General features: G+C 43.0%; 14 protein-coding genes. 11 read left to right on the top strand and 3 right to left on the bottom strand.

The window, feature by feature from the left end; all coding sequences use genetic code 11:
* Positions 1-2: 2 nt before the first annotated feature.
* Entirely contained in the window at positions 3-4,526 is a 4,524-nt protein-coding gene (gene gltB, locus PQ461_RS10660) for a glutamate synthase large subunit (RefSeq protein ID WP_274205481.1), read from the bottom strand.
* A gap of 236 nt (positions 4,527-4,762) precedes the next feature.
* Here gltB and PQ461_RS10655 point away from each other — a divergent pair, with 236 nt between their 5' ends.
* The 11 genes from PQ461_RS10655 to PQ461_RS10605 all read left to right on the top strand — a co-directional run bounded on the left by PQ461_RS10655 (position 4,763) and on the right by PQ461_RS10605 (position 15,424).
* A complete protein-coding gene (locus PQ461_RS10655) occupies positions 4,763-5,251 on the top strand; it encodes a D-glycero-alpha-D-manno-heptose-1,7-bisphosphate 7-phosphatase (RefSeq protein WP_274205480.1) in 489 nt (162 codons plus the stop codon).
* Between the two features lie 18 nt (positions 5,252-5,269).
* A complete protein-coding gene (locus tag PQ461_RS10650; protein WP_274205479.1) occupies positions 5,270-6,793 on the top strand; it encodes an ArnT family glycosyltransferase in 1,524 nt (507 codons plus the stop codon).
* A 206-nt stretch (positions 6,794-6,999) separates the two neighbouring features.
* A complete protein-coding gene (gene hisG / locus PQ461_RS10645; RefSeq protein WP_274205478.1) occupies positions 7,000-7,851 on the top strand; it encodes an ATP phosphoribosyltransferase in 852 nt (283 codons plus the stop codon).
* 51 nt (positions 7,852-7,902) lie between these two features.
* Complete coding sequence (hisD, locus tag PQ461_RS10640) at positions 7,903-9,246, top strand: histidinol dehydrogenase (RefSeq protein WP_274205477.1); 1,344 nt, start codon at positions 7,903-7,905, stop codon at positions 9,244-9,246.
* A gap of 95 nt (positions 9,247-9,341) precedes the next feature.
* Entirely contained in the window at positions 9,342-10,388 is a 1,047-nt protein-coding gene (hisC, locus tag PQ461_RS10635; protein ID WP_274205476.1) for a histidinol-phosphate transaminase, read from the top strand.
* Positions 10,385-11,533, top strand: a complete 1,149-nt coding sequence (hisB, locus tag PQ461_RS10630) for a bifunctional histidinol-phosphatase/imidazoleglycerol-phosphate dehydratase HisB (RefSeq protein WP_274205474.1) — start codon at positions 10,385-10,387, stop codon at positions 11,531-11,533. The genes hisC and hisB overlap by 4 nt, the downstream gene beginning before the upstream one ends.
* A 90-nt stretch (positions 11,534-11,623) precedes the next feature.
* Entirely contained in the window at positions 11,624-12,214 is a 591-nt protein-coding gene (hisH, locus tag PQ461_RS10625) for an imidazole glycerol phosphate synthase subunit HisH (RefSeq protein ID WP_274205473.1), read from the top strand.
* Between the two features lie 4 nt (positions 12,215-12,218).
* Positions 12,219-12,968: a 1-(5-phosphoribosyl)-5-[(5-phosphoribosylamino)methylideneamino]imidazole-4-carboxamide isomerase gene (locus PQ461_RS10620; RefSeq protein ID WP_274205472.1), complete on the top strand. Its 750-nt coding sequence runs from the start codon at positions 12,219-12,221 to the stop codon at positions 12,966-12,968.
* 107 nt (positions 12,969-13,075) lie between these two features.
* Positions 13,076-13,828, top strand: a complete 753-nt coding sequence (hisF, locus tag PQ461_RS10615) for an imidazole glycerol phosphate synthase subunit HisF (RefSeq protein ID WP_274205471.1) — start codon at positions 13,076-13,078, stop codon at positions 13,826-13,828.
* Positions 13,829-13,858: 30 nt separating this feature from the next.
* Entirely contained in the window at positions 13,859-14,473 is a 615-nt protein-coding gene (gene hisIE / locus PQ461_RS10610; RefSeq protein WP_274205470.1) for a bifunctional phosphoribosyl-AMP cyclohydrolase/phosphoribosyl-ATP diphosphatase HisIE, read from the top strand.
* A 48-nt stretch (positions 14,474-14,521) separates the two neighbouring features.
* Positions 14,522-15,424, top strand: coding sequence for a WD40 repeat domain-containing protein (locus PQ461_RS10605; RefSeq protein WP_274205469.1), 903 nt, complete (start codon positions 14,522-14,524; stop codon positions 15,422-15,424).
* Here the strand turns inward: PQ461_RS10605 and PQ461_RS10600 are convergent.
* Together PQ461_RS10600 and PQ461_RS10595 are read right to left on the bottom strand one after the other, a co-directional pair.
* On the bottom strand, positions 15,421-16,179 hold the full coding sequence (locus PQ461_RS10600) for a C40 family peptidase (RefSeq protein WP_274205468.1): 759 nt from the start codon (positions 16,177-16,179) through the stop codon (positions 15,421-15,423). The two genes, PQ461_RS10605 and PQ461_RS10600, sit on opposite strands and share 4 nt — an antisense overlap.
* Positions 16,180-16,279: 100 nt before the next feature.
* Entirely contained in the window at positions 16,280-17,335 is a 1,056-nt protein-coding gene (locus PQ461_RS10595) for a nucleoid-associated protein (protein ID WP_274205467.1), read from the bottom strand.
* Positions 17,336-17,392 lie beyond the last annotated feature (57 nt).

The raw sequence follows: 17,392 nt of genomic DNA, 5'->3' as shown, positions 1-17,392 counted from the left end.
ATTTATTGGCTGACAGTTTGATACTTAGATTCTTGTAATACTCTTTTATACTCTTTCGGAAACACCTTTACAAATTTTGATGAAGCAGAAGTCCAGTTTGCCAACAGGTCTTTAGCCATCTGGCTTTGCGTTAAGTTGACGTGTTTCTTTAACAGGTTGATGATCTGCTCTTCATCTTCAGACGATAACGGATCAAGATCAACCATTTCAGGGTTACAGTTTTCGGCAAACTTGCGGTCTGCATCGTAAACCCATGCAATACCACCGCTCATACCGGCTGCAAAGTTGCGGCCTGTTTTACCAAGTATGAGCGCACGGCCACCGGTCATGTACTCGCAACCATGATCGCCAACACCTTCTACAACAGCCGTTGCACCCGAGTTACGTACAGCGAAACGTTCGCCTGCCATGCCGCGAACAAACAGCTCACCTGAGGTAGCGCCATACATGGCTACGTTACCAATGATGATATTATTTTCGGGAACAAAGGTTGCATTAGCAGCAGGATAAATAGCCAGTTGCGCACCAGACAAACCTTTGCCTACATAGTCATTCGCTTCGCCTTCCAATTCAAAGGCAACGCCTTTGGTTGAGAAAGCGCCAAAGCTTTGCCCTGCTGATCCTTTAAATTTAAAGTTAATGGTATTGTCAGGCAATCCGGCTGAACCGTATTTCTTAGATATCTCGTTTGATAACATGGTACCTACTGTACGGTCAATGTTCTTTAACTCGAAGTTAGCGAACACCGGAGTACGGTCTTCAATAGCTGGCTGGGCAGCTTCGATCAGTTTCCAGTCGATAATGCTATCAATTCCATGATCCTGTTTTTCACTGTTGTAAAGCGTACTGCCTTTTTCAACAGTAACCGGGTGCAGGATGCCTGAAAGGTCTACTTTCTTAGCCTTCCAGTTCTGGATATTATCTTTAACACGCAGGAACTGTACACGGCCTACCATCTCGTTCACAGTACGGAAACCAAGCTCGGCCATAATCTCGCGCATATCTTCGGCCAGGAAGCGGAACAGGTTAACAATATGTTCCGGCTTACCGCTGAACAGCTTGCGTAATTCAGGATCTTGAGTAGCCACACCCACAGGGCATGTATTCAGATGGCATTTACGCATCATGATACAACCTCCGGCAACAAGGGCAGCTGTTGCTACACCCCATTCTTCGGCACCCATAAGGGCTGCGATAATTAAGTCGCGGCCGGTTTTCATCTGGCCATCAGCTTGTAATACCACACGGCTGCGTAGTTTATTACGTACTAATGTTTGGTGCGCTTCGGCTAAGCCAAGTTCCCAAGGTAAGCCTGCATGTTTTATAGAGCTGATTGGTGATGCACCTGTACCGCCATCGTAACCTGCAATCAGAATTACGTCTGCGTGTGCTTTAGCCACGCCTGCAGCAATGGTACCTACACCTGCTTTTGATACCAACTTAACGTTGATACGTGCAGCACGGTTAGCATTCTTTAAGTCGAAGATCAGCTGAGCTAAATCCTCAATCGAATAGATATCGTGGTGAGGTGGCGGCGAAATCAAGCCGACTCCTGGTGTAGAGTGACGGGTTTTTGCTATCCATGCATCCACTTTATGGCCTGGCAGCTGACCACCTTCTCCGGGTTTTGCACCCTGCGCCATTTTAATCTGCAATTCATCTGCATTGGTAAGATAATTAGCCGTTACGCCAAACCTTGCCGAAGCAATTTGCTTAATGGCCGAACGCATAGAATCTCCGTTTTCAAGTGTCTGATAACGGATCTCATCCTCGCCGCCCTCGCCGGTATTGCTTTTACCGCCTATGCGGTTCATGGCAATAGCCAGTGTGCTGTGTGCCTCGTGAGAGATAGAACCGAACGACATGGCGCCTGTTGCAAAACGCTTCATGATGCTTTCTGCCGGTTCAACTTCATCGATTGAAATTGCCTCGCGGTGATGAGTAAAGTCAAGCAAACCACGCAAGGTGAAGTGCTTTTCGCTTTGCTCGTTTATCAGGCGGGCATAGCTTTTATACACCTCAAAATCATTGGTACGGGTTGCATGTTGCAGCAGGTGGATAGTTTGCGGATTAAACAAGTGTGCTTCTCCCCTGCGCTTCCACTGGTAAATACCACCCTCTGGTAACAAACGGGTTTCATTTTTAGAATGATTGAAGCCCATGCGGTGTTTACCTAAAGCTTCTTTAGCTATTTCATCAAGACCCAAGCCTTCAATGCGGGTAACAGCACCGGTAAAGTAGCGGTTAACCACATCTTTATTTAAACCTAAAATCTCAAATACCTGTGAGCCATGGTAGGACTGTAATGTTGAGATACCCATTTTTGAGAATATCTTTAACAATCCATCGCCGATGGCTTTTACATAATTTTTGGTTAAAGTCGAAATATCCTGATCGGTTTCAATCTCGCCGCTCTGCTTTAAGTTTTCTATGGTAGAAAACGCCAGGTAAGGATTAATTGCGCTTGCGCCAAATGCTAACAGTGCAGCAAAGTGATGTACTTCCCATGCGTCGCCAATTTCTACAACAAGTCCTACAGCACCACGGCAACCTTTTTTGATAAGGTGATGGTGTACTGCTGATACAGCCAGTAAAGACGGTATAGGCGCATGTTCAGAATCAATAGCGCGGTCGGATAGGATCAATACCTCGAAACCATCTTCTACAGCATCCTCAGCGTAACGACAAAGTCGTTCAATACCTTTTTGTAACGAGCCCGGCTGGCCATCGGCTTTGAAGTAGGTTTGCAGCGTTTTAGCATGGAATAATCCTGTATCTATACTACGCAGCTTTTCAAGCTCGTGGTTTTTCAGTATCGGGTGGTTCAGTTTAACGCAATGGCAATGCATTTTGTCCTCATCAAGCAGGTTACCGTTGTTGCCGATAAAGCTGCTAAGACTCATTACCAAACGCTCGCGTATTGGGTCGATTGGCGGGTTGGTTACCTGAGCAAAGAATTGCTTAAAGTAGCTTGATAAATGCTGCGGCTTATCAGATAAGATCGCCAGCGGCACATCGGTACCCATAGAGCCTATTGGTTCTTTACCATCAATAGCCATTGGTTTGATGATCACATCAATATCTTCGCGGCTGTAGCCGAATACCTGTTGGTAACGGAAGGTAGCATCGGGCGTTAAACTCGCAAATGCAAGGCGTGGTTCAGCTAAATCCTCTAAACGGATTTGATAATTTTCCAGCCAGCGGCCATAAGGCTGCTGTGATGCTATCTGTTGCTTAATTTCTTCATCCCTGATAATTTTACCCTGTACGGTATCTATCAAAAGCATTTTGCCTGGTTGCAGTCGACCCTTGCTTACTACGGTACTTTCGTCAATAGTAAGTACACCAGCCTCTGATGCGGCAATAACCCGGTTATCGTTAGTAATTACATAACGCAGCGGGCGAAGACCGTTACGGTCTAACAAGGCACCAACCAGTTTGCCGTCAGTAAAGGAGATCGCAGCCGGGCCGTCCCAAGGTTCCATAATTGTAGCATGGTACTCATAGAAAGCTTTTTTGATGGGATCCATCTGCTCGTTTCCATCCCATGCTTCCGGCACCAGCATCATCATTACGTGTGGTAATGAGCGGCCGGAATGCAGCAGGATTTCGATGATGTTATCCAGACAAGCTGAATCTGATTGGTTGTTGTCAATTACAGGCAGCAGCATCTCCATTTCTTCGCTGGTGAAATACTGCGAAGCCAATGAGTTAACGCCAGAATAGAACCAGTTAAGGTTACCAGTAAGCGTGTTGATCTCACCATTGTGGGCAATCAGCCTGAAAGGCTGCGCCAGTTTCCATGATGGAAATGTATTGGTAGAGAAACGTGAGTGGATCATGGCAAAGCCAGACACTACGCGCGGATCTGTAAGGTCTGTAAAATATTTGCGCAGCTGGTAGGTGGTTAGCTGGCCTTTATAAATAATGGTCTTGCTCGAAAGTGATGTAAAGTAAAACAGGTCGCCTGCTTGCGGTACTGTTTCGGTAACTGTTTTGTTAATGTAGCGGCGCAACACAAACAATTTACGCTCAAAAGCCTCATTGGTAGTAATACTATGCGGCTTTAAAACAAACAGTTGTTCTACATCAGGTTCTGCCTGGCGGGCAGTTTCGCCAATAATGGTATTATCAACCGGCAGCTTACGGTAACCTAAAATTTGCAGGCCCAGTTTTTCACATGCTGCAGTAATAATATTTTTGCATGCTTTTTTCAGTTGCGAATCCTTCGGAAAAAACAACATACCAACACCGTACTCACCCGGCTGCGGAAGGCTCATTTCCAGGTTCGAGCATTCTTCCATCAAAAACTCATGCGGCAATTGAATAAGGATACCCGCACCATCGCCGCTTTCCGGATCACAGCCGCAAGCGCCGCGGTGTTCCATATTTTCGAGAATAGTGAGTGCGTCACGGACGATCTGATTTGATTTGTGTCCGTTAATATTGGTGATAAATCCTGTTCCACAGGAGTCGTGTTCAAATTCAGGCCGGTAAAGGCCCTGGTGGCTATCAGTTACATCCATCTTAAAAGAACCAGTTTGAAATTAGGTGTGATTACGAAAATAGCATTTTCAAAAAAAAATTAAAAATGTGCGAATATTTTTAAAGTATTATCAATATGGGAGATTATTATTGATAATATATTAACAATTTAATAAAATTAAAAGTCAATCAATACAAAATCCTCAATGTTTTGTTTTGCATTAGCTGCTATAAATTGAATAATCTATTTTTGCAGCAAAGAATAAAGAGGTTAGAATTGAAAAATAAAGCAGTTTTTTTAGACCGTGATGGTGTTTTAAACCAGGAAATGGGCGATTACGTTTGCTGTATGGAAGATTTCCATGTGCTTGAACATAATATTGAAGCTTTACAGGAGCTGCAAAAGCGGGGCTACCTATTAATAGTAGCCACAAACCAAGGTGGTTTAGCTAAAGGCTGGTATACAGAAGAGCAACTGGGCGAAATGCATCAGCATTTACGCAGCATCTACCATGAGCACGGCGTAGAATTTACTGATATTTATTATTGCCCGCATCACCCCAATTTTACCGGCGATTGCGACTGCCGCAAACCTAAACCGGGATTACTGCTTAGGGGAATAGAACAATATAATATCGACCCGGCTAAATCTTATTTCATTGGCGACCGTGAGCGTGATGTGGAAGCGGGTACCGCTGCCGGAGTAAAAGGCATTTTAATTAATAGTGATCAGCCAATCAGCGAAGTGCTGGACCTGATCGATTAGTGTACTTAAAACTACAATATGACGAGAGTAACTGATTATATTAAAAATCTTGATGCGCTGGTTGCAGCAATAATTGGTTACTACGTTATTTATCTATTCACCAAATACAATGGTGTCGGTATTTCGCCCGATTCTATTATGTATATCAGCACAGCAAGAAATGTGCATGATCATGGGGCTTTTACCTCATTCACCAACAAGTCACTGGTTGACTTTCCCGTCTTCTACCCTGCTTTTCTTGCCTTTACTTATTTTATTAGTGGTATTGATCCACTTAAGGCCGGGCCTGTTATAGACGGGCTGCTTTTTGCTTCGGTCATCTTTATTAGCGGCTGGCTGATGCAAAGATTCGCCCCTAAATCCATTATTTATAAATGGCTGATACTGGCAGTAATTATACTTAATCCTGCGTTATTACAGGTGTATACCTATATGTGGTCCGAAACACTATTTATAATAATGGTGCTTTTGTTCTTTATTGCCTTCTCGCATTACCTCAACACGCACACTTATAAAGCGCTGATTGTATCGGCCATAATAGCAGGTATAGCGTGCATTACCCGATATGCAGGTATTACAGTGATAGGTGCAGGCGGATTACTCTTATTAATCGACCAAACATATCCTTTTAAAAAACGCTGGGGACGCATATTTACCTTTGGCTTTGTGGCTATCGCTTTCCTGGTAATCAACCTCGTTCGGAATCATTTAGTTACAGGCACTACTACAGGCCCGCGTGAAGCTTCGGTAACCTCATTTGGACAGAATCTGGCTTACGTGGGCAGTGTAATAATGGGCTGGATAAGTATAATTAATACCACTTATATGCTGCCAATGCTTGTTGGTGTGTTAGTTATTGTGGCATTGATTATTGCATTGCTATTTCATACGTTTAGGAGGAACCTTAACAATTACCTCATCATTGCCATTGCGTTCTCGTTAGTATATATATTGTTTATGGTGCTTTCGGCAACGTTTTCACGGTATGAGCAAATTAATAATCGCCTGCTGGCACCTGTTTATGTACCGCTGGTTTGGGCCCTCACCTGGTGGATCATCCATCTGCCAGCCCGTTGGCCGGTTTACAGTAAATGGATTATTTATGGCGTATTAATTATTACTGCAATTTTCATTGAGTATAGGCTTTATAAGATCGATTATCAACGTTATGATGACCAGTACGATTACGGTAATCCCGGTTATACCGATGATGACTGGAAGGAATCGGGCACGGTAGACTGGATACGCCGGCATCCACAACTTTTTAAATCAGGTGTACCTATCTATTCAGATGCTCACGAAGCAGTATATTGGTTTAGCGGGCAAAGCAACACCAAATTATTGCCTCATAAATATTTTAAAAAAGATACTGATAAGTTTTACGCGCAAAAGCATTATTACATTATCTGGTTTAACGAATTATATAATGCTGAATTGGTACACATAAAGGATATACAACAGCATAATAATCTAAAAAAATTAGAACAATTTGACGACGGTGCTATTTATGAGTACAACGAATCGGAAAATGCAGCTAAATAATCAATTGATTTAATGCTTTTTTCATTTTGTATTTACAGATAACTATATATATTTGCAACGCTCACCCAAAAAGTTAGCTATAAAATGAAGGTTTACACATTACATCATCTGCACCTGCACCATCGCCCCCTGTGGCGATAATATGATGTATGTTTCTACGTGAAATGTGAACCCTCCGTTTATTTATAGTTTAATTAAAATCAGCATTGAAAACATTAAAAATAGCGATCCAAAAATCGGGTCGCCTCAACGAAAAATCCGTTGAACTACTTAAAAACTGTGGCTTAAGTTTTGAAAACTACAAAAGCTCACTTATCTCCCCTGTATCTAATTTCCCTTTAGAAATACTTTTCCTTCGTGATGATGACATTCCTGAATATGTACAGGATGGCATTGCCGATTTAGGTATTGTTGGCGAAAACGTTATACAGGAAACCGAAGTAGAGGTAAGCTATCTGCAACGCCTGGGCTTTGGCAAATGCTCATTGAAAATAGCTATCCCCAACACCAGCGATGTAGTAAACGTTAGCCAACTGCAAGGAAAATCAATTGCCACTACCTACCCTGTTATTTTAGGTAAATACTTAAAAGAGAACAATATTGAGGCCGATATCCGTACCATCTCCGGTTCTGTGGAGATTTCTCCGGGCCTTGGATTAAGTGATGCCATTTGCGATTTGGTATCAACAGGCGGTACATTAAAAAGCAATGGTTTAAAACCTTTTGCTGATGTGATGTCGTCAGAGGCGGTATTAATTGGCCGTAAAGGCTCTGAGAATGAAGACCTGGTTATCGAACTGATACAACGCATACAATCCGTATTACGTGCCAAGGAAACTAAGTACGTTGTGCTTAACGTTCAGCGCGAAAATCTGAAAGCAATTACAGACCTGCTTCCGGGTGTAAAAAGCCCTTCTGTGGTACCATTGGCAGAGGAGGATTGGGTGGCCGTACATACAGTAATCCCGGAGCGTGATTTTTGGGACAGGATAAGCCTGCTAAAACAAGCTGGTGCACAGGGCATTGTTGTAATGCCGATTGAAAAGATAATCCTGTAAGAGGATTAAGGATTAACAGAATAACGGACTTTTAAAATTTCCCTTTCTGCTATGAATGGGATTAAGGAGAGGCTAAACGTGTTAAAGACCTATAACTACAAAGACCTAAGCGCAGAAGAACTTCAGCAGCTGGTTAAACGCAATGTAGACCCGGCGAATGAAATCCGTACCATTGTTGAAGATGTAATTAACAACGTGCGCACTCATGGCGACCGCGCCCTTTTTGACTATGCACATCAGTTTGACAATGTTAAGCTTGAAAAGCTATACCTTGACAAAGCAGAATTAAACGAACTTGCGGAAAATCTGCAACCCGAACAGAAGGAAGCTTTGCAAACGGCCTATAACAATATCTATAAATTTCACCAATCGCAGTTAAAGGGCGAAGATAAGATTGAAACCATGCCCGGTGTTACCTGCTGGCGCGAACTTCGACCTATTGAAAAGGTGGGATTGTATATCCCAGGCGGTACAGCTGTATTACCAAGCACATTTTTAATGCTGGGAATCCCTGCACGCATAGCTGGTTGCCACGAGATTGTGGTTTGTTCGCCGCCGCAAAAGAACGGTAAGGTAAATGCCTTTATCGCTTATGTTGCACAGCTGTTATATATTGACCGAATCTATCTGGCAGGCGGCTCTCAGGCTGTTGCAGCTATGGCTTACGGCACCGAAAGTGTTGCTAAAGTTGATAAGATTTTTGGTCCTGGAAACCAGTTTGTTACTAAGGCAAAAACAATTATACAATCAACTACTACAACGGCTATTGATATGCCTGCCGGTCCGTCAGAAGTTTTGGTAATTGCAGATGAAACAGCAAATCCGGTCTTCGTCGCTGCTGACCTATTGGCACAAGCAGAACACGGTATTGATAGCCAAGCTGTTTTAGTAACTACTTCAAATGATTTTGCTGCTAAAGTAAATGAAGAAGTGGAAAAACAACTTTCTGTTTTACCACGTGCTGAGATTGTATCCAAGGCTATAGGTAATTCTTACACTATTGTTGTAGATAACCTGCATGAGTCCATGTCATTCAGTAACTTATATGCACCAGAGCATTTGATTTTAGCTACTGAAAAATGGCAGGAAATTGCCAGAGATGTAATCAATGCAGGTTCTGTGTTTTTAGGGAACTTAACACCTGAAAGCGCCGGTGATTACGCATCGGGCACTAATCATACCTTGCCAACAAGTGCTTATGCGCGTGCTTATTCAGGTGTTTCTGTTGATTCCTTTGTTAAAAAGATCACTTTCCAGCATATCAGCCCAAAAGGGATTAATAACATTGGCCCCACTGTAGAGATACTGGCAGAGTTAGAAGGCCTGCATGCCCATAAAAACGCTGTAACCGTGAGGTTGCAGGATGAAAACCAGGAATCAGGAGAAAAGAAATAAGTTATCATCCGTCATTGTGAGGTACGAAGCAATCCCTCAGCCATAAGATTGCCACGCTACCGCTCGCAATGACAAGTATTTATTCATTAAAACTCATGTTCGACTTACAAAACATACTTCGACCAAACATAAAAACACTTAAGCCCTACTCGTCCGCACGAGACGAGTTTCAGGGAGAAGCCAGCGTGTATCTGGATGCCAATGAAAACGCATTCGGTTCGCCGCTTGAGCAGCAATACAACCGCTACCCAGATCCGCTGCAATTCCAGGTAAAAAAACGCCTGAGCGAGATTAAAGGCGTTCCGCCACGTAATATTTTCTTAGGCAACGGTAGCGATGAAGCCATTGACATCCTGTTTCGTAGCTTTTGCAATCCAGGTACAGACAATGTAATCCTTGTTCCTCCTACTTACGGCATGTACGAGGTCTCTGCCAATATCAACGACATCGAAATTAAAAGGGTTCCGTTAACAGCAGAATACCAGTTAAACCTGGAAGGTATCGCCGAAGCAATTGATGACCGTACCAAGCTAATCTTTGTATGCTCGCCAAATAACCCTACCGGCAACTCCATTAACCGCGAAGATATTGAAACCTTACTTGCCAACTTTAAAGGATTGGTTGTTGTAGACGAGGCTTATATCAATTTCAGCCGTCAAAAATCGTTTATACAGGAACTCACAGAATATGCTAACCTTGTAGTGTTGCAAACCTTGTCAAAAGCATGGGGACTGGCAGGTTTGCGCATAGGTATGGCCTTTGCAAGCGAGGAGATCATTGAAGTAATGAACCGGGTTAAACCACCTTACAACATCAATGAAGCTTCGCAACAGTTAGCATTACAGGCGTTGCAAAATATTGATCAGGTAAATAACTGGATTAAAGAAACTTTAAGTGAGCGGGATAAACTTGTACTTCAATTAAAGAACTTTGATTTTGTACTGGATATTTATCCGTCTGATGCAAATTTTATCCTCGTAAAAACTACTGATCCAAGAGGCATTTACAATTACCTGGTAAGCAATGGTATCATTGTTCGCGACCGCTCTAAGGTTGAACTTTGCGAAGGGGCAGTACGAATTACCATCGGCACGCCTGCAGAAAATCAAAAATTATTAGAAACTTTACAAACATATCAATGATCGGTCCGCAAAAAATATTATTTATTGACAGGGACGGCACCTTAATTAAGGAATGTGCCGACGAGCAAATAGATTCATTTTATAAGCTTGAATTTTACAATAAAGCACTGCAATATTTGCCGCGCATAGCCGCCGAACTTGATTACAAACTGGTAATGGTGACTAACCAAGATGGCTTGGGAACAATCAGCCATCCCGAAGAAAACTTTTGGCCGGTACAAAATCTGGTTGTCAAAACTTTTGCAAACGAAGGTGTGAATTTTTCGGCAGTACACATCGACCGTACTTTTGCTAAAGACAATGCCCCTACCCGTAAGCCGGGTACAGCCATGCTTACCGAATATTTCGATGCTGAAAAATATGATCTTAAAGGTTCTTTTGTAATCGGCGACCGTAAGAATGACGTTTTATTGGCTAAAAATCTTGGATGTAAAGCCATCTGGATCAACGATAATTCGGGCTTGGGTAATAGTGAATTCACGCCTGAAGAAAATGCAGTGATCACTGAAACTGTTGCATTGGAAACTACCGATTGGCAAAGAATCTATGAGTTTTTAAAACTTGGCGAACGTGTGGCAGAGCGCCGCCGTACTACAAGAGAGACTGATATTTATATTAAGATCAATCTCGATGGTAAAGGTGATGCCCAGGTAAGTACAGGTTTGCATTTCTTTGATCACATGCTTGACCAGATTGCACGTCACGGTAATATCGACCTGGAAGTTGATGCGAAAGGTGACCTTCACATCGACGAGCATCATACTATTGAAGATACTGCCATTGCCTTAGGCGAAGTTTTTGCTACAGCATTAGGTGATAAACGTGGCATTGAGCGTTATGGTTTCTGTTTACCAATGGATGATTGCCTGTCGCAGGCTGCAATTGATTTTGGCGGACGTAACTGGCTGGTTTGGGATGCAGACTTTAAGCGTGAAAAGATCGGTGAAATGCCTACAGAGATGTTTTATCACTTCTTTAAGTCGTTTAGCGATGCTGCAAAATGCAATCTTAACATCAAAGCCGAAGGCCAGAACGAACACCATAAAATAGAAGCAATATTCAAAGCCTTTGCTAAAGCGATAAAAATGGCCGTACGCAGAGACGCAAACAATATGGTTTTACCAAGCACAAAAGGAGTGCTTTAAACTCAGAACCAAGAGTCAAGAAACAAGAATCGAGACAACATTTTTGTATTCATCTTGTCTCTTGATTATAGTTCTTCTTTCTATTAAATTATGATAGGCATCATTCGATACGGCGCAGGCAATATATTTTCGCTTACATCGGCCCTTGACAGGCTCGGGGTTAGCTATGGCATGATCCATGAGGAAAAGGATTTTGACCAGTTCGACCGTTATATCATTCCCGGCGTGGGTCATGCAGGTACAGCTATGCAAAAGCTACAGAACACCGGGCTTGTGCCTAAGATCAAATCGCTTGATAAACCAACTTTAGGTGTTTGTGTAGGCATGCAATTGCTTACAGCCCACTCAGAAGAAGGTGATGCTGACCTGCTTGATATCATACCGCTTAAAACAAAGCGCTTTCAGGAGACGACAGACTTTAAAGTGCCGCATACAGGTTGGAACAGCATTTGCACCGAAAAGGAAAATCCATTATTTGCAAATATTCCTAACGGTACACACTTTTACTTTGTACATTCATACTTTATTGAGCACAACGACAATTATACCTTGGCATCAACTGATTATATAAATAAGTTTTCGGCATCAATTTGGCACAATAATTTTTACGGAGTTCAGTTTCACCCTGAAAAATCGGGCGAGTATGGCGAACTTCTACTCAAAAACTTTTCAAATTTGTAATAACATGTACATAATACCCGCTATTGATATTTTAAATAAAAAGGTTGTTCGCTTGCGCGAGGGCGACTACGAGCAAGTAACACAGTACGATGTTACGCTTGAGGAAATGATAGAGCGCTACCAGTCGAACGGTACCAACTTTATACATATCATTGACCTTAACGGCGCTAAAGGCGACTTCAGTAACCAGGATTATCTGTTTAGCATCATCAAAAAAACAGATATGAAGGTGCAATATGGCGGCGGTGTACGAAGCATTGAAAAAGTGAAAGAACTTTTAAATGCCGGTATAGAACGTGTAATTGTAGGCACACAAGCTATTACTAATCCTTCGTTTTTAGAAGAACTAAGCAAATCGCTTTGCGGTAAAGAAAAATGTTCTGACCAGGTTGTGGTTGCTATTGACGTTTTGGACGAAGTGATCAAATATTCTGGTTGGATGGAAAGCTCTCCTATCAAGTTAATGGATTACGTTGACCGTTGCCTTCAGCTTGGCTTTTTCCGCTTTTTGTGTACTGATATCGGTAAAGATGGCAAACTTGGCGGAGCAGGTATTCAGCTTTATGAAAAACTGTTAGACCACTCTCCTTTCATTAAGCTGATTGCATCGGGTGGCGTAAGCTCTATGAAAGACATTGAGCAGTTAAGCAAGATCAAAGTTGAATCGGTTGTAGTGGGTAAAGCCATCTACGAAAACCGAATCAGCATTGAAGAAATTAAAGACTGGAATCTGCACGCACTGATGTCAATATAATACCCCATTAGAATCAAGAGCCAAGAAACAAGAATCAAGATATTTCTCCATACGTCATTGCGAGGAACGAAGCAATCCCCATTTGACGTGTGTATTTACTTTAATAGATGCTCGCTAAACGCATAATCCCCTGCCTTGATGTAAAAGACGGCCGTACGGTTAAAGGTGTAAACTTTGTTGACCTGCGCGATGCCGGTGACCCAGTTGAACTGGCTTGGAACTATTCGCAGCAAGGCGCTGATGAACTGGTGTTTCTGGACATTACAGCAACCCACGAACGCCGTAAAACTATGGTTGAATTGGTCAAAGCCGTAGCTCGGCAGATCAATATCCCTTTTACAATCGGCGGCGGTATCAACGAAATTGCCGACGCTGATGCGCTGTTGAATGCCGGTGCCGATAAAATATCGATCAATTCTGCTGCGGTGCGCAATCCTGAACTGATCGACGAATTAGCAAAAGCGTTTGGCGTTCAGTTTGTAATTGTTGCCGTTGATACAAGGCATATCAGTAATCAAAATATTGTACACCTTAACGGTGGCCGCATTGCAACTGAAAAAGAAACTTTAACCTGGATATTAGAAGCAGAAAACCGTGGTGCGGGTGAGATATTACTTACTTCTATGGACCATGACGGTACAAAGGCGGGATTCGATAACAGCTTACTTAAAGTAGTGAATGATGCTGTAAATATTCCGGTTATTGCATCTGGAGGCGCGGGTAATATGCAGCATTTTGTTGATGTATTTGAGCACACCAATGTAGATGCCGCTTTGGCCGCATCTGTATTTCACTACGGTGAAATTTTGATCCCTGATTTAAAAGCTGAACTTAAAAAGCATAGCATTAACGTTAGATAACGTATTTTTGCTGCAATCTACCATACTATAATGGAAATTGATTTCGAAAAAACCGACGGCCTTGTGCCGGTTGTAATACAAGACGGGCAAACACTTGAGGTGTTGATGTTAGGCTACATGAACGCCGAAGCATACGAGAAAACTGTTAAAGAGAAAGTGGTTACTTTCTTCTCCCGCTCTAAAAACCGTTTGTGGACTAAAGGCGAAACCAGCGGTAACTTTTTGCATGTACAAAGCATCCATATCGATTGCGATAAAGACACTGTTTTGATCATGGTTCGCCCGGATGGCGTAACCTGCCATACTGGTTCACGTAGCTGCTTCAATACTACTTATAATCAGAATTTTATTCTTGAATTAGAGAACATCATCCGTAGCCGTTACGAAGAACCTGTTGAAGGCTCTTATGTAAATAAACTGCGTAAGAAAGGACTAAACAAGATCGCTCAAAAGGTTGGCGAAGAAGGCGTTGAAACTGTGATTGCTGCCCTTGCCGAAACAGAAACAGATCTGATCAACGAAGCTTCGGACCTGGTGTTTCATCTGCTTGTGCTGTTACGTGAGAAAGGCCTGTCATTAGAAACCATTGCCAAAAACTTAGAGGGAAGACATTCCCCCAATCCCCCTGAAGGGGGAACTAAATAAAGTTTCTTTAGTTACATTTATAATAGCCCCTTTAGGGGTTGGGGTAGCATGAACGCAACACTATCATTCGAACTTACCGGGCATCAAAATCCCATTTTCTGTGCAGAACTATCGCAGAAGCCGGGCATCTTATTTACTGCCGGTAACGATAAAGGGCTGGTAGAATGGAGCCTTACCCAACAAGCATTTATCAAGGTGATGTTTCCGGTGGCCGCATCCGTTTATGCGGTGCATTGCCCTGTAGGCTTGCCTTTGATGTTTACAGGTTTACGTAGTGGCGAAGTATTGGTATTTAATTTTATTGAACAGAAGATAACGCATACGCTACGCCACCACACCAAGCCCATATTTGATATCAAATCGCTTAATGATAAAGGCGAACTGCTGGTAGCTTCTGAAGATGGTACCGTTTCTGTTTGGAGCCTAAACGACATGTCGCTGCTGCACCATTTCCTGGTATCGGGTGATACTATACGTTCTATTGCTATCAACCCGGTTAAAAAACAAATGGCCTTAGGCTGCCGCGATAACCACGTGCGCATTTTTAGTACCGACGATTATACACATGTGGCTACGCTTACCGGCCACACCATGGCAATATTTACTACGCAATATGCCAATGATGGGGCTTACCTGATTTCAGGCTCGCGCGATGCACAGCTAAAAATATGGGATGCCAATACTTTTGAATTGATCAAAAGCATACCTGCACATATGTTTGCTGTTAACCATATTGCCTTCCACCCTACGCAACCTTATTTTGCTACGGCCAGTATGGATAAAAACATCAAGATCTGGGGAAGCGATGATTTTAAACTGTACAAGATCATTAGCCGCGAAAAAGGTCTTCCGTCACACCTGTTATCAGTAAATAAACTGGCCTGGAACGGCGATCAGCTTATTTCTGTAAGTGACGATAAGCGCGTGCTGGGCTGGGATATTGAATTTTAAAGATAACGCTTGATGATGCGCAGCTTGTGCGTATAACGTTTATACTCTTCCGAGTAGATTCCGTGATTGTCAACTCTTTCAATTTTTACTTTGCCCGATGCATGAAGTATCTGCTCATTGTTTAGCATAATACCAACGTGAACAATCCGGCCCTCGTCGTTATCAAAAAAGGCCACATCACCAGCTTGTGCTTCGGGTAAAAAGTCGACCGTTTCGCCTTCTTCGGCTTGCAGGTAAGCATCTCGTTTTAGAGTTAGCCCTTGCTGGCGAAATACGGCCTGTACTAATCCCGAGCAATCGATACCGAAATGGGTACGGCCACCCCACAGGTATGGCGTATTCAGAAATGTCTTGGCAAAGCTGATCAGGTCGCTGCCTGCTTTCTCGCGCCAGATCTCGTACACATCATTATTGATGCTGCACATACCCTGCGCCCAGCCCGGCAATGTACTTCCCGATGGCAGGTACAGTAAGCTGCCATCTGCTATTTTTTTCGCGGTAGTAACTGGTGCAGCGGTTAAGACAGGCTTATTCATAGCAAGGGCCGTAAAGCCCTGGTCGTTTAGTTCTGTTACCTGGTTCCAGCTGATCCAGCCTTCGTAACCATCATGCGTGCTGATAATGCGTACCCATTTCTCAGTACGTTCCAACACCTCATAAGTTTCGCCGAAAAGCAGCTGCGATACCATTTCGCTTTGTTCGCGCGCCTCTTTTCGCATAGGGATAATTGCCAGATGACTGATACCGTATTCCATATAACGAAGATAAGGATTTGTGTTAATTGGTCATTCGTTCATTAGTCATTGGAGTTTGTTATTGCCAGGTAATGACTAATTCCCACTGACTAATGACCAGTTATGCTTCTTCTTTAAAAAACACCTTGTAATAGTTCATGGCTTTGCCATCATCGAAGCCTTTTTCAATCAGGTCTTTATTACCGTGAATATAGATATGAAAGTTTTTATCCAGTTTTAGTACGCTTTTGTATACTCGCGCCTGCTTTTTTACTGCGGCGTCTGATATCTCGAAGCTATTAGGGATTTCGGTTTCAAACTCGTCTTCGTACTCTTTTTTGTAATTAAGGAATGAGGCTATTCCCTGCTCATTACCGATCACCTCCTGTCCGAATTCCTCCATATCGAAGTTATCCTTTTCTTTAAAGTACTTCATGCTGCGGTTCAGCAGGTCAATTTTATCTGCCTTGTTCATTTCAAACTCGTCGTCCAGTTTTTCTGTCACGAAGTTTTTGTAAATGCCCAGCACATTGGCCGTTTGGTTGTAATTATCGTTACGTACCCGCAGTTGCAGAAACTCGTCTTTCCAGTACTGCGCTTCCTGGCTGCGGTTAGTCGCATCAATAACGGCCACCTTGTAACCTTCCTCCTTTTCGGTGTTAAAGATCAGGCAGCCTTTGTCCAGTTTATTGATGTTAATGGCTTCTTGCTCATAACTAAGTCCGAACCCCTCGTGACCGGGCATTACCTTTAAATATGTTTCCTTGTTCTCCGATTTAAAGATACCGATGGCATCCAACTGCTCGCCCTCTATCTGCACATTGTTGAACATCGCAATGTATACCTCGCCCGACTTGATCTTGGGATGCGCCGAAGCCTCATAAAGTTGTTTGGCCAATTGCTGGCTGTTTGCTATAAATGTATCCGGGTTAGCAAAAATGGCTTCTGCAAAGTGGTAAACCTCGTTAAGGTTTAGGTCGTCGCTGGGATGGTACAGGCGGTAAATCTCGTTCACCTTTTCAAACGGACTAACAAAATATTGCATCAACAGGCGGCCAAGCAGCTCGTCCTGCAGTTCAATGGCACTGTCGCTCAGTACGTAGCGCTCGTCTTGTAGTTTGTTACCTATATGGTGAATGGCCAGCTGCGCAAGCGAAGCTTCTAAAGCAAATATCATGGCCGCGAAGGTAGGAGTTTAGGGCGAAAGAGAAAGGACTATGGCAACACTACCCGT

Source organism: Mucilaginibacter sp. KACC 22063 (assembly GCF_028736115.1).
In the GTDB taxonomy this organism is placed as follows: Bacteria; Bacteroidota; Bacteroidia; order Sphingobacteriales; family Sphingobacteriaceae; genus Mucilaginibacter.
Note: the sequence above shows the minus strand (reverse complement) of the source record. Positions and strands in the feature narration are given on the sequence as shown.